Origin of the sequence: Pseudomonas sp. CP4, assembly GCF_047758505.1 — a bacterium.
GTDB classification, from domain to species: Bacteria; Pseudomonadota; Gammaproteobacteria; order Pseudomonadales; family Pseudomonadaceae; genus Aquipseudomonas; species Aquipseudomonas fluorescens_AO.
Genome location: NZ_CP180489.1, coordinates 3096982 through 3118882 on the forward strand (window position 1 = coordinate 3096982; position 21901 = coordinate 3118882).

At 61.3% G+C, this 21901-nt stretch carries 17 protein-coding genes, 1 tRNA gene and 1 pseudogene; 3 read left to right on the forward strand and 16 right to left on the reverse strand.

The window, feature by feature from the left end; all coding sequences use genetic code 11:
- Nucleotides 1-76: 76 nt before the first annotated feature.
- Together gabT and gabD are read right to left on the reverse strand one after the other, a co-directional pair.
- On the reverse strand, nucleotides 77-1354 hold the full coding sequence (gabT, locus tag ACMYUN_RS13825) for a 4-aminobutyrate--2-oxoglutarate transaminase (RefSeq protein WP_415760895.1): 1278 nt from the start codon (nucleotides 1352-1354) through the stop codon (nucleotides 77-79).
- Nucleotides 1355-1539: 185 nt separating this feature from the next.
- On the reverse strand, nucleotides 1540-2982 hold the full coding sequence (gabD, locus tag ACMYUN_RS13830; protein ID WP_024011131.1) for an NADP-dependent succinate-semialdehyde dehydrogenase: 1443 nt from the start codon (nucleotides 2980-2982) through the stop codon (nucleotides 1540-1542).
- 433 nt (nucleotides 2983-3415) lie between these two features.
- Here gabD and ACMYUN_RS13835 point away from each other — a divergent pair.
- Nucleotides 3416-3492, forward strand: a tRNA-Arg gene (locus tag ACMYUN_RS13835).
- A 77-nt stretch (nucleotides 3493-3569) separates the two neighbouring features.
- Here ACMYUN_RS13835 and ACMYUN_RS13840 read toward each other — a convergent pair.
- The gene (locus ACMYUN_RS13840) at nucleotides 3570-3839 is read right to left on the reverse strand and encodes a hypothetical protein (RefSeq protein ID WP_080769327.1); all 270 of its coding nucleotides are present in this window, start codon (nucleotides 3837-3839) and stop codon (nucleotides 3570-3572) included.
- 48 nt (nucleotides 3840-3887) lie between these two features.
- Complete coding sequence (locus ACMYUN_RS13845; protein ID WP_016772253.1) at nucleotides 3888-4448, reverse strand: YbhB/YbcL family Raf kinase inhibitor-like protein; 561 nt, start codon at nucleotides 4446-4448, stop codon at nucleotides 3888-3890.
- A 137-nt stretch (nucleotides 4449-4585) separates the two neighbouring features.
- Here ACMYUN_RS13845 and ACMYUN_RS13850 point away from each other — a divergent pair, with 137 nt between their 5' ends.
- Nucleotides 4586-6109: an FAD-dependent oxidoreductase gene (locus tag ACMYUN_RS13850; protein WP_415760896.1), complete on the forward strand. Its 1524-nt coding sequence runs from the start codon at nucleotides 4586-4588 to the stop codon at nucleotides 6107-6109.
- Nucleotides 6110-6226: 117 nt separating this feature from the next.
- On the opposite strand, the gene pgaD is transcribed toward ACMYUN_RS13850, so the two are convergent.
- The 6 genes and pseudogenes from pgaD to ACMYUN_RS13880 all read right to left on the reverse strand — a co-directional run.
- Entirely contained in the window at nucleotides 6227-6748 is a 522-nt protein-coding gene (pgaD, locus tag ACMYUN_RS13855; RefSeq protein ID WP_415760897.1) for a poly-beta-1,6-N-acetyl-D-glucosamine biosynthesis protein PgaD, read from the reverse strand.
- Complete coding sequence (gene pgaC, locus ACMYUN_RS13860; RefSeq protein WP_415760898.1) at nucleotides 6745-8100, reverse strand: poly-beta-1,6-N-acetyl-D-glucosamine synthase; 1356 nt, start codon at nucleotides 8098-8100, stop codon at nucleotides 6745-6747. The genes pgaD and pgaC overlap by 4 nt, the downstream gene beginning before the upstream one ends.
- A 1-nt stretch (nucleotide 8101) precedes the next feature.
- Nucleotides 8102-10099, reverse strand: coding sequence for a poly-beta-1,6-N-acetyl-D-glucosamine N-deacetylase PgaB (gene pgaB / locus ACMYUN_RS13865; RefSeq protein ID WP_415760899.1), 1998 nt, complete (start codon nucleotides 10097-10099; stop codon nucleotides 8102-8104).
- 12 nt (nucleotides 10100-10111) lie between these two features.
- On the reverse strand, nucleotides 10112-12592 hold the full coding sequence (gene pgaA / locus ACMYUN_RS13870; RefSeq protein WP_415760900.1) for a poly-beta-1,6 N-acetyl-D-glucosamine export porin PgaA: 2481 nt from the start codon (nucleotides 12590-12592) through the stop codon (nucleotides 10112-10114).
- A 236-nt stretch (nucleotides 12593-12828) separates the two neighbouring features.
- A complete protein-coding gene (locus tag ACMYUN_RS13875; protein ID WP_415760901.1) occupies nucleotides 12829-14334 on the reverse strand; it encodes a YdgA family protein in 1506 nt (501 codons plus the stop codon).
- 249 nt (nucleotides 14335-14583) lie between these two features.
- Nucleotides 14584-14838 (reverse strand): annotated as a pseudogene (locus ACMYUN_RS13880) (NADH:ubiquinone oxidoreductase subunit N); the annotation flags it as partial.
- A 239-nt stretch (nucleotides 14839-15077) separates the two neighbouring features.
- Between ACMYUN_RS13880 and ACMYUN_RS13885 the strand changes: the two are divergent.
- On the forward strand, nucleotides 15078-16049 hold the full coding sequence (locus ACMYUN_RS13885) for an IS110 family transposase (protein WP_056786210.1): 972 nt from the start codon (nucleotides 15078-15080) through the stop codon (nucleotides 16047-16049).
- 72 nt (nucleotides 16050-16121) lie between these two features.
- Here the strand turns inward: ACMYUN_RS13885 and ACMYUN_RS13890 are convergent, their stop codons facing one another.
- From ACMYUN_RS13890 to ACMYUN_RS13915, 6 genes are all read right to left on the reverse strand, one after another.
- A complete protein-coding gene (locus ACMYUN_RS13890) occupies nucleotides 16122-16757 on the reverse strand; it encodes a hypothetical protein (RefSeq protein ID WP_024011125.1) in 636 nt (211 codons plus the stop codon).
- Nucleotides 16758-16849: 92 nt separating this feature from the next.
- Nucleotides 16850-18292, reverse strand: a complete 1443-nt coding sequence (locus ACMYUN_RS13895) for an efflux transporter outer membrane subunit (RefSeq protein ID WP_415760902.1) — start codon at nucleotides 18290-18292, stop codon at nucleotides 16850-16852.
- A complete protein-coding gene (locus ACMYUN_RS13900; RefSeq protein WP_415763975.1) occupies nucleotides 18289-19257 on the reverse strand; it encodes an efflux RND transporter periplasmic adaptor subunit in 969 nt (322 codons plus the stop codon). The genes ACMYUN_RS13895 and ACMYUN_RS13900 overlap by 4 nt, the downstream gene beginning before the upstream one ends.
- Nucleotides 19173-19382, reverse strand: coding sequence for a DUF1656 domain-containing protein (locus tag ACMYUN_RS13905; protein WP_016772264.1), 210 nt, complete (start codon nucleotides 19380-19382; stop codon nucleotides 19173-19175). Before ACMYUN_RS13905 ends, ACMYUN_RS13900 begins: the two co-directional genes overlap by 85 nt.
- Nucleotides 19379-21442 (reverse strand): FUSC family protein, encoded by a 2064-nt coding sequence (locus ACMYUN_RS13910; protein ID WP_415760903.1) that lies wholly within the window; start codon nucleotides 21440-21442, stop codon nucleotides 19379-19381. The genes ACMYUN_RS13905 and ACMYUN_RS13910 overlap by 4 nt, the downstream gene beginning before the upstream one ends.
- Nucleotides 21439-21867 (reverse strand): MarR family winged helix-turn-helix transcriptional regulator, encoded by a 429-nt coding sequence (locus ACMYUN_RS13915; protein WP_016772266.1) that lies wholly within the window; start codon nucleotides 21865-21867, stop codon nucleotides 21439-21441. The genes ACMYUN_RS13910 and ACMYUN_RS13915 overlap by 4 nt, the downstream gene beginning before the upstream one ends.
- Between the last annotated feature and the right edge of the window lie 34 nt (nucleotides 21868-21901).

Genomic DNA, 21901 nt, shown 5'->3' on the forward strand with positions numbered 1-21901 from the left:
ACAGGTCCGATGTGTTTCTACAGGCATAAAAAAACCCGCCGAAGCGGGTTTTTGTCGAGCAGGTCACACCAATGGATCAGAGCTCGGAGAAGCACTCTTCGATGATCGCCAGGCCTTTGTCCAGTTGCTCATCCGGCGACGTCAGCGGAACCAGCACGCGCAGCACGTTACCGTAAGTGCCGCAGGACAGCAGGATCAGGCCCTTGTCACGCGCCTTGGCCACCACGGCAGCCACGGCAGTCGGGTTCGGCTTGTGGCTGTCGCCGTTTTCGAACAGCTCGACCGCGATCATCGCGCCCAGCGCACGCACTTCACCGATCACCGGGTACTTGGCCTGAATGGCCTTAAGGCCCGTGACCAGTCGCTCGCCGACAGCCTTGCAGCGGTCCAGCAGTTGCTCTTCTTCGAACACTTCCATCACTGCCAGTGCAGCGGCGCAAGCGATCGGGCTACCGGCGTAGGTGCCGCCCAGGCCGCCCGGAGCGATGGCGTCCATGTATTCGGCCTTGCCGCACACGCCGGCCAGCGGGAAGCCGCCAGCGATGGACTTGGCGAAGGTGGTCAGGTCGGCGGCAACGCCCATCTGTTCCATGGCGAAGAAGGTGCCGGTGCGGCCAGCGCCGGTCTGCACTTCGTCAGCGATCAGGAGGATGCCGTGCTGGTCGCACAGCGCGCGCAGACGCTTCATGAATTCCTTCGGCGCAACGTAGAAACCACCTTCGCCCTGCACCGGCTCGATGATGATCGCAGCGATGTCTTTCGGCTCGGCGTCGTTCTTGAAGATGCGCTCGATGGAAGCGATCGAATCGTCGATGCTCACGCCGTGCAGTTCGTTCGGGTACAGCGCGCGAAAGATGCCGCCTGGCATCAGGCCCATGCCCGCCGAATACGGCACGACTTTACCGGTCAGACCCAGGGTCATCATGGTGCGGCCGTGGTAAGCGCCGGTGAAAGCGATCACGCCGGCGCGGCCAGTGGCGGCACGGGCGATTTTCACGGCGTTTTCCACGGCTTCGGAACCGGTGGTAACCAGCAGGGTTTTCTTGGAGAAATCACCCGGCACCTTGGCGTTGATTTTTTCGCACAGCTCAACGTACGGCTCGTAAGCCAGCACCTGGAAGCAGGTGTGGGTCAGCTTGTTCAGCTGTTCGGTCACGGCGGCGATGATTTTCGGGTGCACATGGCCGGTGTTCAGTACAGCGATACCGCCGGCGAAGTCGATGAACTCACGACCTTCAACGTCGGTTACGGTGGCGTTCTTTGCCGACTCGGCGAAGATCGGGTGAATCTGGCCGACACCACGAGGTACGGCATTGGTACGGCGGGCCATCAGTTCAGCGTTAGTCTTGCTCATTACAGTCCTCATTCGCCGCTCATCGGGCGGCGTGGTTCAAGGATGAAGCGGGAGGAATCAGCGGTGGCAGCATGCGATGATCGACTGCCACGGCGTTCCCGGCCGCAGAGAAATTTTCTGTTTGAAACCACGCAAAGGGACAGCGCTCTCGTGCCCTTTGCGTTTGCAGCGATCCCTTACTCGGCTCAGATGCCCAGGCAGAGGTATTTGATTTCCAGGTAATCCTCGATGCCGTACTTGGAGCCTTCACGGCCCAGACCCGAGGCCTTGATGCCGCCGAACGGCGCGACTTCGTTGGAGATCAGCCCGGTGTTGACGCCGACCATGCCGTATTCCAGCGCTTCGGCGACACGGAACACACGGCCTAGGTCACGTGCATAGAAATACGAGGCCAGACCGAATTCGGTGTCGTTGGACATGGCGATCACTTCGGCTTCGTCTTTGAAGCGGAACAGCGGCGCCAGCGGACCGAAGGTTTCTTCCTTGGCCACGGCCGCGTTTTTCGGCACGTTGGTCAGGATGGTCGGCTCGAAGAAGTTGCCTTCCATCGCCTTGCCGCCAGCCAGTACGGTGGCGCCTTTGCTTACGGCATCAGCGATGTGTTCCTGAACCTTGGCCACGGCTTTCTCGTCGATCAGCGGGCCGGTGGTGGTGCCGTCTTCCAGACCGTTGCCGATCTTCAGTTTGGCCACCGCCACTTTCAGCTTCTCGGCGAACGCATCGTAGACCGCGTCCTGAATGTACAAGCGGTTGGCGCAGACGCAGGTCTGGCCGTTGTTGCGGTACTTGGAGATGATCGCGCCTTCGACGGCCTTATCCAGGTCGGCGTCATCGAACACGATGAACGGCGCATTGCCGCCCAGTTCCAGCGAGACTTTCTTGATGTCCTTGGCGCATTCGGCCATTAGCTGGCGACCGATCTCGGTCGAGCCGGTGAAGGACAGTTTGCGCACGATCGGGTTGCTGGTCAGCTCGCTGCCGATGTCGCCGGCGCTGCCGGACACTACGCTGAACACGCCCGCCGGAATGCCCGCGCGCTGAGCCAGTTCGGCCAGGGCGAAAGCGGAGAAAGGAGTTTGCGAAGCCGGCTTGAGCACCATGGTGCAACCGGCAGCCAGCGCTGGGCCGGCTTTACGGGTGATCATTGCCGCCGGGAAGTTCCACGGGGTGATCGCGGCGGTGACGCCGATCGGCTGCTTGATCACGATCAGGCGCTTGTCCGGCTGATGACCCGGAATCACGTCACCGTAGATGCGCTTGGCTTCTTCGGCGAACCACTCGATGAACGATGCGGCGTAAACGATTTCGCCCTTGGCTTCGGCCAGCGGCTTGCCCTGCTCAAGGGTCATCAGGCGCGCGAGGTCGTCCTGGTTCTCGATCATCAGTTCGAACCAGCGACGCAGCTTGCCGGCACGCTCTTTGGCGGTCAGTGCACGCCAGGCCGGCAGCGCCTTGTCGGCGGCCTCGATGGCACGGCGGGTTTCAGCGGCGCCCATCTTCGGCACGGTGCCGAGGATTTCGCCAGTGGCCGGGTTGTTGACCTTGATCGTCTGACCGTTGTCGGCATCGACCCAAGCGCCATCGATGAAGGCTTGCTGGCGGAACAACTGGGTGTCTTTAAGCTGCATGTCGGCTTTCCTTAACAGCACCGCGGCCTGCGCGGAGCAAATTATGATTGTAGAAAGGCGCCTCGCAAGGCTGCCGTCAGGGAAATCAGTGAGCGGATTGTGGCGCATCTACAGTGCACGACCGGGCGCACCTGCGCTGCAACATCCCGCCAAAGAGCGTTTGAAATCTCAAACGGATCGTAGGTTCAAAGGGGGTAAAGGACAATAGGTCGTTCGAAAAAAAGAACAAAAATGGCGCTTTTCAGATCAACGTATCGAAAATCCGTGCCGCAGGAAAAACCTTAGATCAACCCCGGCAAAGCGCCAAGCGAGGGTTTTGCAGGACGTTACCGCTTTAAGGAATGCAGCGATTTCGCGCCGACACGCACACTGACAAAACCCGCCAAACCCGGCATGGACGCCCCGAGCCGACCTAGGTATGATGTCGCCCGCTGCACCAGTAGCTCAGCTGGATAGAGTACTGCCCTCCGAAGGCAGGGGTCGTGGGTTCGAATCCCGCCTGGTGCACCATGAATCAAACGAGAAAGCCCCGGACTGTGATGGTCCGGGGCTTTTTTGTGGGCGATGACAAGATCGCTGGAAGGCCGTCACTCCGTCGTCCAGTCAAACTCGTCATATTCATCGTCGTCATCCCCCTCCTCCTCAGCTTCGTCAAACACCTCGTCGTCTTCAACGAGGTCTTCTTCCGGCTGATTCAGCAGAAATTCCTTACGTGTCTCGGTTACTGCACGCCGCATTTGTTCGCCCTTTTCCGGGCAGTTGAGTAGCTGGGCGATGCGGTCGATTTTTGCTGCCACGGTGTCCTCCAGCGCATTGGCAATGGCTCGATAGTGCGCGTTTTCGCGGGGCAATGCCAAATGGCTGGGGAATCAGAGCAGTCAGCCGCCCGTGAGCGGCCGAAAACCTCAGCGGTGATAGCGCCGCACCGCGCTGCTGTTGCGCAGCACATGGCCTTTGATCTTTTCCATCAGCTCGGCACGGGTCAGGCCGGCAGGCAGGGCGTCCGGGGCGAGGTCGAGGGCGTAGATCTGGATGATGTAGTGATGCGCGCTGTCGCCCACTGGCGGGCATGGGCCCATGTAGTGGGTGTTGCCTTTGCTGTTGGTGCCGCCGACGCCTTCGAGGGCGGATTTGGCGCCGACGCCGGCCGCGATCTGGTGGGTGGTGGGTTTGATGCCGTAGTGAATCCAGTGATCGACGCCCAGACCCTTCTGGCCATCCGGGTCGTGCATGACGATGGCGTAGCTCTGGGTACCGGCCGGGCCGGCGTTCCAGCTCAGCGCCGGCGACTGGTTTTTGCCGCCGCAGCCGGGTGCGTCGCTAGCCGCTGCCGAGGTGAACAGGCGGTTATCCGACACGCCGGGGATGCTCAGGGTGAAGCGCTCCTGGGCTTGCGCCGGGAACTGCACGCAGAGGGTCACGGCGATGGCCGCCAGCCATGGGTTGAGAGAGGTCAATCGGGTCATTCCGGGAGCACCTTGTGCAATGAGGCCGTCGTCGGCCCGCAAACTATAGCCGTACCGTTCATGCCTTGGCAGTAGCAAATGGCTGAACCTCACGCCGCAGCACCAACTCACAAGAAAAAGCCTGCGAGGAAGCCAAGATGTCCCTGCACCGTGTCGCCCGTTTTACCGATGTCCCGCAAGACCGTGGCCTGCAAGTCGAAATCGGCGACTGCAAGATTGTCCTGCTGCGTGCCAACGGCGAGTTGCGGGCGTTTCAGGGACTTTGCCCGCATGCAGGTGCGCCGTTGGCCGAAGGCGCGTTGTGCCACGGCAGGTTGATCTGCCCGTGGCACAAAGCCGCGTACCGGGCCGAGGACGGTGGCCTGTGCGAGCCGCCGTCGCTGGACAGTCTCAAGCGCTATCCGCTGGAGTTGCGCGGCGATGACGTCTGGGTCGATGACCAGCCCCTGCCCGATCCGCACACCCCGCCCGCCGACGATCCAAGAACATTCGTGGTGGTCGGCGCCGGGGCGGCGGGCACGGCTTGCGCAGCGGCCCTGCGCGAGAAAGGTTTCGGCGGGCGCATTGTGCTGGTCGACGGCGAACCGGATGCCGGCTACGACCGCACGGTGTTGAGCAAATTTGTTCTCGCCGGGGAGATGGCGCCGAAAGAAGTCCCGCCCCTGCGCGATGCAGCGTTCTATGAAGCGCAACGCATCGAACGCGTGCAAGGCGAAGTCAGCGCAGTCGACGCCCAGGGCAAAACGCTTCATCTGAACAACGGTGGCATCCTGCGCTACGACGCCGCCGTGCTCGCCACCGGTGGCGCGCCCAACCCGCTGAAACTGCCCGGCGCCGAGCTGGCCAATGTCTTCGTCCTGCGCTCCAAGGTCCAGGCCGAACAGATTATCAACGCCGCGCAACCGGGTCAGCGCGCGGTGATCATCGGTGACAGCTTCATCGCCCTTGAATGCGCATCCGCCCTGCGCGAGTACGGCCTCGATGTCACAGTTCTCGCTCGCCACGCAATCCCGTTCGCCAAGCAATTCGGCGACGCCGTGGGCAAAGCGATTCGCGCGTTGCACGAAGAGCACGGGGTGAAGTTCATCAGCGAGCACGAGGCGAGTGAGATCTTTGGCGAAAAAAAGGTCGAGGGCGTGCTGCTCGACAACGGTCTGCGTCTGGCGGCGGATCTGGTTCTCGCCGGCGTTGGTGTTCACCCGGCCACTGAGCCGTTCGAATCACTGCCCAGCGCAGAAGACCAATCGTTGCGCGTCGATGGCGGCATGCGCGTGACTGATGGCTTGTGGGCCATCGGCGATATCGCGACGTTTCCGCTGAGCGGCCAGCCAACCCGCATCGAGCATTGGCGCCTGGCCCAGCAACACGCGCGCATCGCCGCCGCCAACATGCTCGGTGGCGAGGAGCATTATCTGGATGTGCCGTTCTTCTGGACTTACCACTTCGGCAAGAACTACGACTATCTCGGACACGCGCAAGAATGGGACGAGGTCGAGTTCAGCGGCGAGCCGGAGAAGCCGCCATTCATTGGCCTGTTCGCAAAAGACGGCATCGTTGTTGCGGCGGTGGCCTGCGACAAGCAACGCGCGATGGCCCTGCTGGCCGAGCGGATGAAGCAACCGTTGCGGATGAAAGAGGCGTGGACGCTGATTCAGGCCTGACACCGGTCCGGAGCTGCGTTGGAGCTGACGAGTGCAACGAGGCTGCGATCTCTTGATCTTGTTTTTACATAAGCAAAATCAAAAGATCGCAGCCTTCGGCAGCTCCTACAGTGAAGATCAGGTCAGGCGGTTAACCGGCTCGCGATTGCCATCTTCTTCGGCATGCAGAAAGATCACCCGCTGTTGCTCCAGCGGCGCCGGCAAGGCCTGCTGTTGTACCGGCCAGAAATGCGTTTCGACGTGGCTGATGTCGCCGTCCTGGTCGTTGTGGATGGTCATGACCCCGGGCGTGCGCAGTTTCTGGAAACGCTCCTCGCACAGCTTGAAGCTTTTGCTCAGCCCTTCATCACCAATCACCGGCGAGGGCAAACGGCGCTGGGCGAAGCTGCGGCTTTTGCTTTGCTGGTACCGCGCCCAACCAATCAGGATCACCGCGTTGACCAGCGCCACCCACATATAAACCTGCAGAGTGCCCAAGGCATCGAATGCCGAGTGCTCGATACGCGGGCCGCCGGTGGTTTCGATCAACGGCCATAAGCCGCGTATCAACAGGAACAACAGACCAACCCAGGCCAGCACCGTGAGGATGACGTCGATCACCACCAGAAAGGGCCGTTGGCGAGTCCGGATAATTTTCATTTGATGACTTCCTCCTGGTCGTCGCCCAGCGGTTTGATACCCCGATCAGGACTGACCCAGCGCGCGCGTTTTTTGTGTTGGCTGAACAACACCTTGGGGAAACTGACCAGGGTGGTCAGCAGACTGACGAGCCAGAACACCAGCGGATACCAGACCACCCAGAACATGGTCTTGCCCAGACCCGGTTCATAGCGCCGATCGATGATGATGCTGACAGCGAACTGCACCAGGCAGACGAACGCCAGCAACAGACCGGTGAAGGCCGGCGGCATCAGGTGATCGACGGCGATCGCGTCGGGCATGACCATGAACTTGCCCATGCCCCAGAAAATCACCGACAGCAGGAAAGTGAAGGCCCAACCGGTGGACAGGCAGTATTCGAACAGCAGCGGCCACAGGTAGCGATGGCGGTACTGCCAGATGCCGCGAATGTTCTTGAACAGCACTTCGGCGCCGCCCTGAGCCCAGCGCAGACGCTGCTTCCACAGGCCGCCGAGGGTTTCCGGCATGAGAATCCAGCACAGCGCACGCGGTTCGTAGAAGATGCTCCAGTGATCGAGTTGCAGCTTCCAGCTGATGTCGATGTCTTCGGTGATCATGTCCGGGCTCCAGTAGCCGACCCGGTTCAGCGCAGTACGACGGAACGCGACGATCACACCGGAGACGGTAAAGATGCGCCCGAATACCCGCTGCGTACGCTTGATCAGACCGATGATCGAGGAGAACTCGCCGACCTGCACCCGCCCGATCAAGGTCGAACGTGTGCGGATGCGCGGGTTGCCGGTCACCGCGCCAAGACGCGCGTTATCCAGCATCGGCGCGACCAGATAGGCCGCCGTGTTCGGCGCCAGCAAGGCGTCGCCATCGATGCACACCAGATACTCGCTGCGCGCAGCGATCGCACCCATGCGCAGGGCCACAGCCTTGCCCTGGTTTTCCGCCAGATGCAGGACCCGCAAACGAGGATCTTCCTTGGCCAGTGCGTCGAGCACTTCAGCCGTGTTGTCCTTTGAGCCGTCATTGATCGCGATCACTTCAATGTTCGGGTAGTGCTGGGCCAGTGCCGCGTGAATCGTATCGGCCGCATTATCGCCTTCGTTGTAGCAAGGGATCAGGATCGAAATCAGTGGCTCGCCTTCCAGTGGCGGCGGCAGCGTGTCGTCCTGCCACGGCCAGTGGCGCTCCCAGTGCAGCCAGAAATACAGACCGCCAGCGATCCACAACCCGGACATGAACAGCGGGTAGAAGAACACGAACGACATCAGGAACTGGCCGGTCACCACGAAGATCAGCCCCAGCGGAACGCCTAGGACAATCGCCAGAACAAGCAGGGCTAACAGTCTATCCAGCATGTTATGGATTCCATTTGTTGGAGAGTGCAGGCCTTACGGTTTTCAGGTCTGGCAGGTTGTCGAGGAAGTTGTCCGGGTAGTAACCGAAACTGGTCGCGCCCTGACGCTTGAGCCGGCCCATCCAGTCCGCCAGATGCACGGCATCGATATCGGCCTGATCCTTCTGGTTCCAGTCGCGCGCCTGCAATTCGAACACCGTGCGGTTGAGCGCGCCGGGACGTTTTTTCACCGTGGCGACCAGTTCTTCCAGCCACGGGCCGGACTCGGCCAACGTCTGTTTTTCCATCAACGGCATGGCCATCGGCGCCGTCCAGTCGTAGGTAGCGAGGAAGTCATCGAGGTTCTGTGCGAACCACGCTTCGCTGTCGGGATTGAGCATCGGCTCGGCGAAGATATTGCGCGCGGTCAGCACCTGCGGGCCACGAATCGCACGGACCTTGGCGGTGAGTTCGTTGGTGAAGTCGATCAGGTAGCGGCTCTTGAAACGCGTCCAGCGCTGCATCGCCGCCGGGTCGTCGCGCAGTGTGGCAATCGAACCCGGCAAGCCTTGTGCGGCGTAGGCCTTCAACGCGTCTGGAGTGGCATCTTCGAAATCCGACAGCACCGCGTCGTCATGGTAAAGAACGCCATCGATCGAGGTCAGACTCGCCAGGTCTTCGTAGATTTCCCCGATGATCCTGCGCACCTCGGGATTGAACGGTGACAGGCGTTTGTACTGCTTCGGATCGACCGATGTGGTACCGGTTTTCGGGTCCCAGCGGGTCACGCGCGGCAGCTTCGAATCCAGCTCGAAACTCAGCACTGGCATCCACGCATAGACCTTCACATGAGCGCGGGTACGCAGTTGCCAGGCGACGCGGTCGAAGAGGTCGGCGCGCACGGGCAAGTGGCGGTTGGGGAAGTACAGCGAGTGCACCAGACCATCGCCCTTGGGGTCGGCAAAAGCTTGCAGAAACACCGTAGTGGGGCCCAGGTCAGAAATGCGCTGCACCAGTTTGCCGAGGTTGATGTCCTGTTGCGCCGGGTCCGGATCGTAGACGTTATCCAGATCGACATGCACCACGCGCATCGCCAACTCTTCCTGCACGCCGACGATGCTGTTGGCAAAATGCTCGCCGTCAGGATCGGACGTCACGAGAAAGCGCGGTCCGCTCATCAGGTTGTCGAGGGTGTCGAGACCGTCGTCCAGCGTCAGGGCCATTTCATAGCCCTCGTCCCCCACCACGCTCAGCGACGTGCCGTCAGCGGCACCGTACGGCCAGACCCAGACTCGCGGTTTGTAGCCAGTGACCTTGCGGATCTTCTCCGAAATAGTCTTCACGTCGGTACGAATGCGTGCCTGGAAGTCGGCTTCGGATTCGTAGCGCTTGGTGACGGGGTCATAGCGCCGCGTCGCCGCCGCCGGCTGCAGGTTGCCCTGCGGGTTGGCAAGGATGCCCTTGTGGCTGGCGTCTGTATGGGCGGCGATTTCCACCAGCCCCGATCGGGAAATCTCGCGCACCTGCTCCCAGGTCAGAAAGTCCGAACGCTTGCGCGGCGTGCCGGCAAAGTCCACGGGCTGATTCAGCGGTGTGTCGATCCAGGTGCCGACCGGCGCCAGCAAGGCGTGCCAGTTGTAGGCGCGCAACACCGGCAGCACGCGGGTATAGAAACTGGCGTAACCGTCATCGAAGCTGAGCAGCACCGCTTTCGCCGGCAGCTCGGGGCCACCCTTGCGCGCGGCCATGATCTGGTCGACGGTCACTGGTTTGTAGCCGTTTTCACGCAGCCAGGCGAGCTGCTCGATCATGCGCTCGGTGCGCACCGCCACCACGGCCTGATCGGGATCACGGTCTTCAACGTCGTGGTAGGCAATGCCGAGCACATGATTTTTCGGCCACGGTTTTTCACTGGCCGCGACCGGGCGCTCGGAGGGCGGCGCGAAGGCCGGGGCTTGCTGGGCGCAGGCGCTGATCAGCAGCGCTCCCAGCAGAAGGATGAAACGCGAGATAAAAGGCATCTTCAAACTCTTCTAGAAGCGGAAAGTGAGGTCGACGAGCAGACGCAGATCAGTTTCCCGATCACCGTCATAAGGCCGGTTGATCACACTGAACATGCCGCCCACATCGAACACGTCGTTCCAGGCGTACCGTTGGCCATAACCGAGCAACGCCATACCGCCGGTGCCGTGATCGCGTTGGCTGTAGGTGCCGGCGCCGGCCTGGAATTGCTGGCTCCAGGAAGTTTCGTAGCGGTGGTAGAGCACGTGGTTGATGTTGACCAGCGGCATCACGCTGAAGTCCGACTTCGGGTTGAAGTACGGCACGTCGTCAGATTTCGAGTTGTGGCTGGTGCCGACTTCCAGACCGGCGTCGACCTGGATGTTCGGCGCGCTGTAGAGACCTTCGCGCCCGGTGACCAACGCTTCGACACGGTTGTTGCCATCGCTGAAATGCGACGGGCTGACCGACACGCGCCACTCGCGGCTTTCGTTGGCGCGCCAGCGCAAGAACGCACTGCCGCCGTTGGCTTTGATGTCGCTGTTGAGCGCGCGCAGCGGCGTTTCCGCCGAGAGGTATTCGAGGCTGCCGCCGTATTGCCAGTGATCGTTGATGTCGCGGGCAATCGCCAGGCGCGCGCCCTGTTTGTCACCGAAGCCGTAATCGTGATTCGACACCTCGGCTTCGAGGGTCATGTCACGGGTGCGCCGCTCCAGGCCGACACGCTGGAAGCGATGGTGACCGGTGCCTTCGGCGAAATCGCCGGTGGCATAACCGGCGCCGGCAAACACGCGCCAGTCTTCATTGATCGGCGGGCTGTACAGCGTGCTCTGGATACCGAAATCACGGCTGCCGCTGACCGCACCGGCGTCGCCACTGCCGCCACCGTTGGCTTTGCCGCCGTAGGCTTCGACGCGCAGTTCGGCCATGTCATGCACTTCCCGTTCGCGGGCCAGACGCTGCACCTGACGGTTGTCCGGATAGCGCGCGACCACATCGTCGACCAGCGCATCGTTCTGCCGCCACTCCTGCAATTCCATTGCGGTGCGCGCCTGAGCGACCTCCAGACCGGCATCGCGCGGTGCCGCGCTCTCGGCTTCCTTGAGTTGGCTTTCCGCGCGGCGTGGCCATTGGCGGGCGAGGTAGAGATCGGCCTGGGCCAGACGCAAGCCAAGGTTGCCCGGTGCCTGCTCGACCAGAGTCTGCAGGCGCTCCTCGCCGTGGGGCAGGTCGGAACCGTAGGTGCCGGCCTGCGCCGCGAGCTGCTGCGCGTCCATCCATTCGTCGTTAGGGTTGCCGATCGGCAAGCCCTTGAGCTCGACGCGCGGTCGCTGGGCTTTCGCTGCGTCTTCGGCGACCTTGCGCGCCTCATCGGCGCGGTCGCTTTCCAGCAGCGAGTAGTACAGCGCAGTGGTGTCTTCGAGGCGATCACCGACATCGGCGTCCGGCGCCGAAAGCACCTGGCGATACAGATCGGTAGCAATCTCAGGCTCGCGCTGATCCAGATAAGACGCCGCTACCCAGCGCAGGGCGTAGGTCGGAATCTCCACGCCTTCGGCTTGCAGTTTCTGGTATTCGCTGATCACGTCGGCGGTGCGCGCGCGGGCCTTGAGCGCGCCCATGCGGTCGATGCGCCAGCGCGTCACGTCGTCGTGGGCAGTGGCGTCGGGCGTCCAGGTCGCGAGCAATTTGTCGTAATCGGCCAGCGCGCGATCGGCGATAACGTAGCGTTCCTTTTCATTGCGGGTGGCCAGTTCGGCGAGGCGCACGCGTTCGGCGGCGAGATCGCCTTCGAGACGGCGCAAAGTCACCGGATCAATCAGACCGGGACGTTGACTGGCCAGACGCAGCGCCGGTTCAGGCAGACGGGCCTTTTGCAGGGCGACCACGTACTCGCGGGCCACTTCCGGTTTGTTGCCGGCGCGGATGAAGGCCTGATCGAATTCGAACAATGCGTCGTACTGTTTGCCGGCGCGACCGAGTGCGTAGCCCAAGGCGAGACGGCGTGACGGATCGTCGGGTTTGGCGGCGACCAACGCCTGCGCGCGAGTGACGGCCTGATCGGGTTTGCCGGCATCGGCCTGGGTCAGCGCCAGGCCCAATTGCAGGTCGGCGTTGTCCGGCTCCAGCGCCAGCGCCTTGTTGTAGACCTGAGTGGCCTGATCCCAGCGCTTGAGGTTGCGATAGGCACGCGCGGCGGCGGTCAGCGCCTGCACCGGCAGAACGCGGTCGCGGCCTTGGGTTTCATAGACTTTGACCACTTCGGCATCAAGACCGGCCCAACTGGCGATTTGCAGGTGATCGCTGACCTGACCGTCGCTGGCCTGGCCCGGCGGCACCTGACGCAACACCGTCAGCGCAGGCGTGTAGTGCCCGGCACGGGCATCGCGCACCATTTCGTCGTAGGGTGTGTCGGCCAACGCCAACAGCGGCCAGAGCAACTGGCTGCAGAGGGCGAATCGGAACAAAGGGCGCAAACCACGATGTAATACAGGGCCATCAATACGCGGCATTTGTCAGCATCCTTACATGGCCAGCCGGGTCGCAATGCCCTCCTTGCCCATTCGTAACGGTGGCCGACAAAACAGCCTTCGGCCAAGCTTGGTGAGGCAGTCTGCACGCAAGCGTAGTCGAATTTTCACAACGCAATAATTGTTCAGAATCGGCCCGCCTGTACAAAAAACGTACAGCAAAACGCCCGGCGCCTGTTCACACAGGGGTCGGGCGTCTGGAGGGCGCGCGGTTGGGTTTATTGCTCTTGGGTGACGCCGGCAAACTTGCTCATGAGGAAGCCAATGAATTGCTCAACGGACATCTTCTGGCCGTTGAATTCGACCTGATTGGCCGCGTAATGCAGTTTGGTCACTACGTTGGTGCCATCGACGACAGCCAATTGCGAGCCGACCGCCATGCCGGCGAACATGTCCGCCGCTTCCCTGGACTGATCGACGATGGCTTTGGCGTCAGTCTGGCCATCGAGTTGCGCCTGCACGCTGAGCAGATCGACCAGCATCGGCTTGGACACCTGAATGTTCAGGTCGAGCAGCGCGATCAGTTGCTTGCCGAGCTGATCCGGCGGCAGATCCATCGATTGCGGCTTGGTCAGGTCGATCACCAGATTGGCGCGACTTTCACCATTGGCGGTGTTGAACGACAGGTTTTCCAGCGCCAGTTGCGGGCCGGCCGCCAGCAGCTTCTGCAGATCGGCTTTGACCTGGGCGTTTTCCGCATCGGTCAGATTCAGCTCCGGTGCCGGCAACCCCTGGGCGGCGGCTTCGGCAGCGGCTTTTTCGTATGGTTGCAACTTGGTCTGGTAGATCTGCATCAGCGACATGGTCGACGGAATATCGAGATTCTTCAGGCTCATGGCCATGGCAGCCGAACCGACTTTTTTGTCGTTGAGCGTCACTTCGCCGATTTTGTAGTCGGCACGCCCCGAGGCGTTGCTGCCGCTTTCTTCGGTGCGGTTCTTCATTTCGAAGTTCTTCACGCCCAGCACCATCGGCTTGGCGCCGAAAGTGGTTTTACTGCTGGTCACTTCCAGGGTGTTTTCCCCGGTGTAGTAGCCGTAGCTGCTCTTGGCGAGGTTGCTGGCCAGGGTCAGGCCATTGAGCTCGACCTGCACCGGCGCCTGGTCTTCCGACACGGTGACCAGTTTCAGATTGTCCATGTAACCGTCGGCCTTGACCTTCTGCGCCTGGGCGCTGGCGGCGATGTCCATGCTCAGCCCGGAAAACTTCAGGCTCGACTGCTCATCCAGCGCGGTTTCGAACGGCACCAGGTTCAGGGTGCTGGTGGTCGATTCGTCGTAGCCGATGTTAGTCACGCCCTTGAGCGGCGCGGCGCCGTTGGCGGCGGCGAACCATTTTTCCGTGGACGGGCTCTTTTCCAGTTCATAGTTGCTGGTGGCCATGACCGGCAGCCACTTCAGCGACACCAGACGCGAGAACGGCAGCGGGCCGTGTTCGATGTGGTCAACGAACAGCAACTCGACCGGCGCGTCACCGAACATCTCGCCTTCGCCCTTGAGGCGATAGTGCGCGATGCTGGTGAAGGTGTGGCGTTCCAGCGATACCAGTTCCAGCGACGCGGTGCCGTTGGAGCCGGCCATGGCGGTCTGCAACTCTTTGTTGGCGTTGGTCACGGCGTTGTTCAGTACGCCTTCGATCTTGGTCCCGGTGTACCAGGCCCCGCCTGCGCTGATCGCGCCGATGGCAACAACAATTCCGAGAAGCACGCCTGCTGATTTATTCATGAATGACCTGATCGGTTTCCGTGGCTGTGGATGAAGTCGTCTTCCTTGAACCCGGGATCGGGTCGCGGCTCGACTGTGCGCAATTAAGCGGTGGAGATTAGCACCGGGCGCGGGCGACGGCCCAATGTTTAAAGGTTAAAGAGTGTCTATGGACACTTGGGAGAGCAAAAAGATCGCGGCCTTCGGCAGCTCCTACATTTGGAATGCGATTCTCCTGTAGGAGCTGCCGAAGGCTGCGATCTTTTGATTTCAGGAATACTGGACTTCGATTTCATCCAGTTGATGATCAAAACTCTTCAGCCGCGCCGTCCAGGTATACACCAGCACTTCGAAGTCACGATCGATCACCGCTCCGCCGGTGGTATCCGCCCGGACATCGCAGAAATCCAGCTGATAGCGCTCGCGGGCCATGGCCGTGGCGACGTCGGACAGCTCGCGTGCGTTGTTCAGCCAGTGCCAGCCGTCATCGGCGATCTGCTTGTCGAGTTCCAGGCATTGCTTCTTTGTATCTCGACTAACGCTCCGTCAGGAGCGATAGTTCTCGACTGATCATCGAGGGAGGGACTTGGAAGCCGCGCAGCTCCTTAGGCTTTTTGCCTGTGACGTAGATCGTGCTCCAGCCCTCCACACTCACTCGTACAGTTCGCACGGTATCTTGGGCCCGCCTGCGGCGAGAGCCCGCATTCGCAAGGTTGGACAGAGTGACGTGATGATCGCAACAGGGAACAAGTGGAGAAACGATCATGTCCGGTTTCGTTGGCGTCGACATCGCAAAGAACACCTTTGATATCGCTACACACCAGCCCAACGGCAAGCACAAAACCAAGGCCAAGCTGGCCAACGATCCAAAGGGCTTTAAAGAGTTTGAGGCGTGGCTAGAAAAAAACGCCGAGCGTTCGGCCCTGATCGTGATGGAAGCCACGAGCGTTTACCACTTGGAACTCGCGGAGTTCGTTTACAACAAAGGCTTCCGGGTCTGCGTCGTGAACCCGGCTACGACCAAAGCGTACGCTGACAGCGAACTGCGCCGCATCAAGACTGATAAAAGTGATGCCAAACTGATCGCCGACTTTGCCCGGGAAAAAGATCAAAAACTTCACCCATGGGCGCCTGAGCCGCTGAAATACCGCCAGTTGAAAGCAATGGTGCGCCGCTTGGATGACCTTCAGGAAATGGAACAAATGGAGCTTAATCGTCTGGACGTTTCCGACGAAAAGGTCAAAGACTCGATCAACTCCGTTCTGCGCCATATTGAAAAAGAGATCGTAGAAACGCACAAGGCGATCAAAAAACACATCGATGACGACCCGGATATGCGTCAGATGCGGGATCTCATCGTCACCATCGACGGCATCGGACAAAAAACGCTTGAACGATTGCTGGCCGAACTGGGTGACTTGCGCAAATACAGTGATCCTCGCCAACTGGTCGCTGCTGCAGGGCTCAATCCAAAGCTGCAGGAATCAGGAAAGCTCAAAGGTCATACCCTGATCTCAAGAGTAGGGTCGGCACGGCTGCGTGCAGGCCTCTACATGCCTGGCATGGTGGCGCTGAAACACAATAAGGCGATCAAGGCGATGAAAGAACGCCTGGAGGCCAACGGCAAGGCCCCCAAGCAGATCATCTGCGCAGCAATGCGCAAGCTGCTGCACTTCGTTTACGGAGTGCTCAAGTCTGGACTGCCATATGACCCGAAACTTGCGCTTGCCCGGTGAGGCTCAAGACGGTATCTACATTTGGAATGCGATTCTCCTGTAGGAGCTGCCGAAGGCTGCGATCTTTTGATTTCAGGAATACTGGACTTCGATTTCATCCAGTTGATGATCAAAACTCTTCAGCCGCGCCGTCCAGGTATACACCAGCACTTCGAAGTCACGATCGATCACCGCTCCGCCGGTGGTATCCGCCCGGACATCGCAGAAATCCAGCTGATAGCGCTCGCGGGCCATGGCCGTGGCGACGTCGGACAGCTCGCGTGCGTTGTTCAGCCAGTGCCAGCCGTCATCGGCGATCTGCTTGTCGAGTTCCAGGCATTGCTTCTTCAGGGCTTCGAGGCTTTTTTCCAGCGGCGTGCCGGTGAGCTCGCCCATGACTTCGGCGAAGGTTCGCCCGGGCTGCCAGTAGCTGCCCCAGAAATAGCGGTCGAACACGGTTTCGACCCGGCGCAGGGCGACTTTGGTGTCCCAGATCAGCACGAGCATCTTGCCCCGTTCGAGCTGACGCTTCTTGACCCGTTGCAGTTGAATCGAGGTCCACGCGACGACGACGATCGCCATCACCGCGATCAGCGCAACGGCGCTGTCGAGGAAAATCATCGCCGTATCGATCTGGTGGGCCAGCATGATCCCGTAGAAATACGTGGCCGAGAGCAGCACCAGTGCCACCAGAGCGCACCAGAAGCCGAGAGCGTAAGGGTTTTTCATTATTGTTTCCCCTGGGCCAGCACTAGCAATGTGCATTGCAGGAGCGCTTGGCATGGGGCGCCCCTCCAACACTTCAAAGCATAGCAACGGCCTCAGGGTTTGCTGACGCTCGAGGTGTTCGTTCGTCCGCTTTCCCAGCCACCGCCCAGGGCGAGGAACAAATCGATCTGGCTCATTGCGACCTGGGTGTTGGCGGCGGCCAGTTGCGCGGTGACATCGGTGTAGGTACGGGTTGCTTGCAGGTCGGCAAGGAACGACTCGCGGCCGGCCTGGAAGAAGCGGTGCGTCTGCTCGGCGGCGAGCTTGGCCGACTGCTCGGCTTCGGCCAGCGCATCGCGGCGTTGCAGCAGCGCGCTGTACTGGGCCAGACCGGTCTGCGTTTCGCGGATGGCGTTGAGCACCACGCCGTCGAAATGCGCCAGCGCGCCTTGAGTGTTGGCCTCGGCTTCACGAATGCGCGCACGGGCGCCGTTGGTCGGTACTTTCCAGCTCAGCGACGGGCCAAAGCCCCAGCGGTTGGTCGACGGGTCGCCAAGGTCATCAATGATGCCGACGGTGCCGATGGTCGCGCCGATACTGATGTCCGGGTACAGCTCGCCAGTGGCGATACCGATGCCGGCGGTTGCCGCCGCAAGACGCCGCTCGGCCTGACGAATATCCGGACGGCGCTTGAGCAGCGCAGCGCCGTCACCGACCGGCACCAGTTGGGCGATTTTCGGCAGCTCGGCGCAACTGGCCGTGCCCGCCGGCAACTGTTCGACGGGTTTGGCCAGCAGCATCGACAGACGGAACAGCCCGGCCTGACGCGCCGCTTCATAGCGCGGCAAGTCGGCGCGCAGGGATTTGAATTGGGTCTGCGAACGGGTGACCTGAGTCTCGTCGCCCCGCCCGGCGTCACGCAGACGCTGGATCAGCGTGGTGCTTTGCGATTGCAGATCGAGGGAGTGCTCGGCGATCTCGCGTTCTTCGTTGGCGGCGCAGACCTGGGTGTAAGCACGAACCACGTCCGCCACCAAGGTGATACGCGCAGTGTCGGCTGCGGCCTGTGTCGCATCGGCATTGGCTTTGGCCGCTTCGATGCCGCGTTGCAAGGTGCCCCACAGGTCGAACTGGTACGAAGCGCTGATACCGATATCGGCGATATTGGCCACCGGGACTTTTTCCGGCAGCAGGAACGCCTGACCGGATTCCTGCAGGCGTTGGGCGCCCATTTTCACCCCGCCGCTCCAGCCACCAGCGGCCTCGGCTTCATCCACCTGAGCGCGCGCCCGCGACAGGTTCGCCGCCGCTACACGCAAGTCGGTGTTGGACGCCATGGCCTGCTGCACCAGTTGATCGAGGCGCGGGTCTTTATACAGTCGCCACCAGTCGGTCGGCACCGGCGCCGAGACCACCGGTTTGCCGGCGACTGCCAGCTCACCCTGAATGTCCTTGCGCTGCACCGCCGCGTCGGCGGGCACCTGATAATCCGGACCGACCATCTGACAGGCCGAGAGCATCACGCCCAACCCGGCGATCAACCAGGCCCTGCTCATGGCTGCGACTCCTGCGCCTGATCGTCGATGATCGACACGGTGGCGGTACGCCCGGCGATCATGCGGAAGTCGGCCGGTACATCATCGAAAGCGATACGCACCGGAATCCGCTGCGCCAGGCGCACCCAACTGAACGCCGGATTGACGTTGGGCAGCAGGTTGCTGCCGCTGGTGCGGTCGCGATCTTCGATGCCGGCGACGATGCTTTCGACATGCCCGCGCAATCGCGCGCTGTCGCCGATCACGCGGATATCCACCGATTGCCCAACATGAATACCGTCAAGTTTGGTTTCTTCGAAATAGCCGTCGATGTGGAAGGAGTTGCTGTCGACCACCGACAACACCGGACGCCCGGCGGTGACGAACTCCTGCGGACGCGGCGCGCGGTCATTGACGTAACCGTCGACCGGGCTGCGGATTACCGAGCGATCGAGGTTGAGCTGTGCACTGTCGACCGCTACCAACGCTTCGGCCAGCGCCGATTGCGCTCGCGCCACCCGCGACTGGCTTTCTTCCAGTTGCTCGGCCGGCACCAGATTGCCGAGGCCACGGTTACGCTTGGCTTCACGCTGGGCCTGGGCGAGGGTTTCTTCGCGATCGGCAACGGCGGCCTTGGCTTGGCGCAGGGCCAGTTTGAAGCGGTCCTGATCGATGCTGAACAGCACCTGGCCGCGCTTGATCAACTGGTTGTCCTTTACCTCGACCTGCTGGATCAACCCGGACACGTCCGGGGCGATCTGGATGATGTCGGCGCGAATGTGGCCGTCACGGGTCCATGGCGCGAACATGTAATACATCACCATGCGCCAGACGAGGACAACGGCAAAAGTCACGATCAGCAAGGTCAGGACCACACGACCGATGGTCAGAAACGGTTTTTTCATGTCATCAGGTATCGACTGAGTGAGTCCACGCCGTACAGCAGCACGGCGTAGAGCGCCACGTTGAACAATGCCCGGTGCCAGACCAGACGGTAAAAGTGCAGGCGTTGCAGCACGCCATGCACCAACAAAAACAGCACGTAAGTAATGCCCATCAGCACCAGCAGGGTCGGCAGGAAAATGCCGCTGATATCCAGATCACCGATCATAGGGGCGCTCCATCGGGCAGCGGTTCTTCGGGTTCAGCGCTGGAGACGAACTCAACGCCGGGCAGCAAGGCCAGACGCAGACCGCTCAGAGCGTGCAACAGGTGTCGACGGGTTTCATCGTCGCCCTCGCCGTTCAGCGCACGGCGGGTACGATCAAGTGTCATCAGCAGACCGCTCGGTGCCGGCAAGCGTTCGTCGGCTTTGAGGCAGGCGCGAAAATACTCGCCGACCTCGCCCACCACCTGTCGCAACAGGGCGTTTGGCACGCCGGTGACGCGCGGGGTGTAGGCAAGCAGATCGAGCATGTTCAGACCGACACGTACTTCACGCATGGCAATGCCGGTGTCCTGACCGGTCAAGGCCAGACGCGGCAGGTGCTGCATCAGCCGATCAAGCAACTGCACGCCCAAATGACGATGCTCGGCGAGGCTGGCCGGTTCGGTCATGCTGACGATGTCTTTCCAGCTGAACCGGGTCAGACGCTTGGCCGCCAGCTCGGCACCGAACGGTCGCGCCACCAGCGTCCAGATGAAAGCGAACAACAGCCCCAGCGGCCCGGCGAGGTTGGAGTTGGCAAAGGCAAAAAAGTCAGCGTCGTAGGCGCCCTGAATACTGATGAACGAGGAAGTGTTGACCAGCGTCAGCAGCATGCCGAGGTAGAAACGCGGCTGCACCGTCAGCGTGCCGATGCAAATGAACGGCACGGCGAACGCCAGCACCAGCATCGGGAAATCATGCAGGTTGGGCAGAATCAGAAATAGATAAAGGCTGGCGAACAGCACTGACATCCCGGTCCAGAAAAAGAACCGGTAAATCTGCGGCGCCGGATCGTCCATCGAGGCGAAGAAGCTGCACGCCACCGCCGCCAGAATCACTGCGCTGCCGCCATCCGGCCAGCCGAGCAGGATCCACAGCACCGAAGCGACGATGATCGCCAGAATGGTCGAGGTCACCGAGTACAGCATCAGCCCGCGATCGATGAACGGCGTCAAGCGGCCGAGGCGCCAGTGCCGATAGACCGCACGCCAGCTGTCCTGGCGCTCGCACAGGATCGCATCCTGCAGGCTGCGGCAGTCCTGCCATAGATCGATGAATTCACCGAGGCGGTAGATCGCGTTGGAGAACAGCAACTGTTTGCGGTCCTCCAGTGCTTCGGCGCTCGGTTGCAGCGCGTCGAGTTGATCGCGCAGTGCTTGCCAGCGCTCGAGATTGGCGTCTGCGTGGCCCAACCACTCACGGGTCGACGTCAGCAACGGCTGGAATTTTTCCACCAGTTCCGGCGTGCGACGTTCGAGTGCGTACAGCGAATCCTCAAGGGCATCAATCACCGGCAACAGATGAATCATCCGCCCGCGCAGTTCCTTGGTATTACGCACGGTCTGTGGCCGCGCGCCTTCGTGAGGCAACTGGCCGATCATCAATTCGAGGCTGTTGAAATTGGCGACCATCGCCATGCGCAGCGCGGTGACTTCTTCCGGCTGCACATCGCGGCTGAGAAACTTCAGGCTGTAGCTCGTCGTATCGGCGAACCACTTGCTTACCGCATCGTTGAACACCGGCGCCAGCCGACGCGGCCAGAACATCGCACCGACCACCGCAGCGACGGCGATGCCAAGGAAAATCTCTTCGGTACGCGCCTCGGCCACGTCCCACACCGCCAGCGGATTATCCACCACGGGCAGGGCAATCAGCGGCAAGGTGTAGCCGGCCAGCATCAGCGCATAGCTGTTGGCGGTGCGCAGATGCAGGGACATGAACAGCAGAATGCCGGTCCACAACGCGATCACCACCACCAGCACATAGGGACTCTGTACGAACATCGGCACGAAGAGCACCGCCGCCGCCGCGCCCAGGAAAGTGCCCGCCGCGCGGTACAGCGCTTTGGAACTGGTCGGGCCGAGAAACGGGCTGGAGACGATGTACACCGTGGCCATCGCCCAATACGGACGCGGCATTTGCATGAGCAAGGCGATGTACAGCGCAATCATCGACGCTGCAAAAGTACGAACCCCGTAAAACCAGTCACGGGCCGGCGGCATGCCAGTGAAAAAACCGTTCAAGAATTGACCACCACAGGCGAACTCGCCGCCTCAAAAGCCCTCAGTACCCGAAGCGTAGCTTCCAGATCGCTGCGCTCGATGCCTTCCAGCACTTCGTGGCGCAAGCGCACCAGCTCGGCTTCGACCGCTTGCACCAGCTCGCGGCCGGTATCGGTCAGGCTCAGGCACTTGGCGCGGCGATCCTGGGCATCTTCGGTGCGACAGACGTAACCGGCATGGCACAGCTGATCGAGCAAGCGCACCAGCGAAGGACTTTCCATCCCCGCAGCCTGGGCGACTTGCACCTGGCGCACGCCTTCGCCCAAGCGGCCGATCATCAACAAAGGCACGGCGCAGGCTTCGGAAATTCCGTAGTTGACCAGCGTGGTCTGGCAGATCTTCCGCCAATGCCGGGCGGCCACCACCATGGCGCTGCTGATGTTCATCTGGAGACTGTCGAGGGAATCGGACACGGGATAA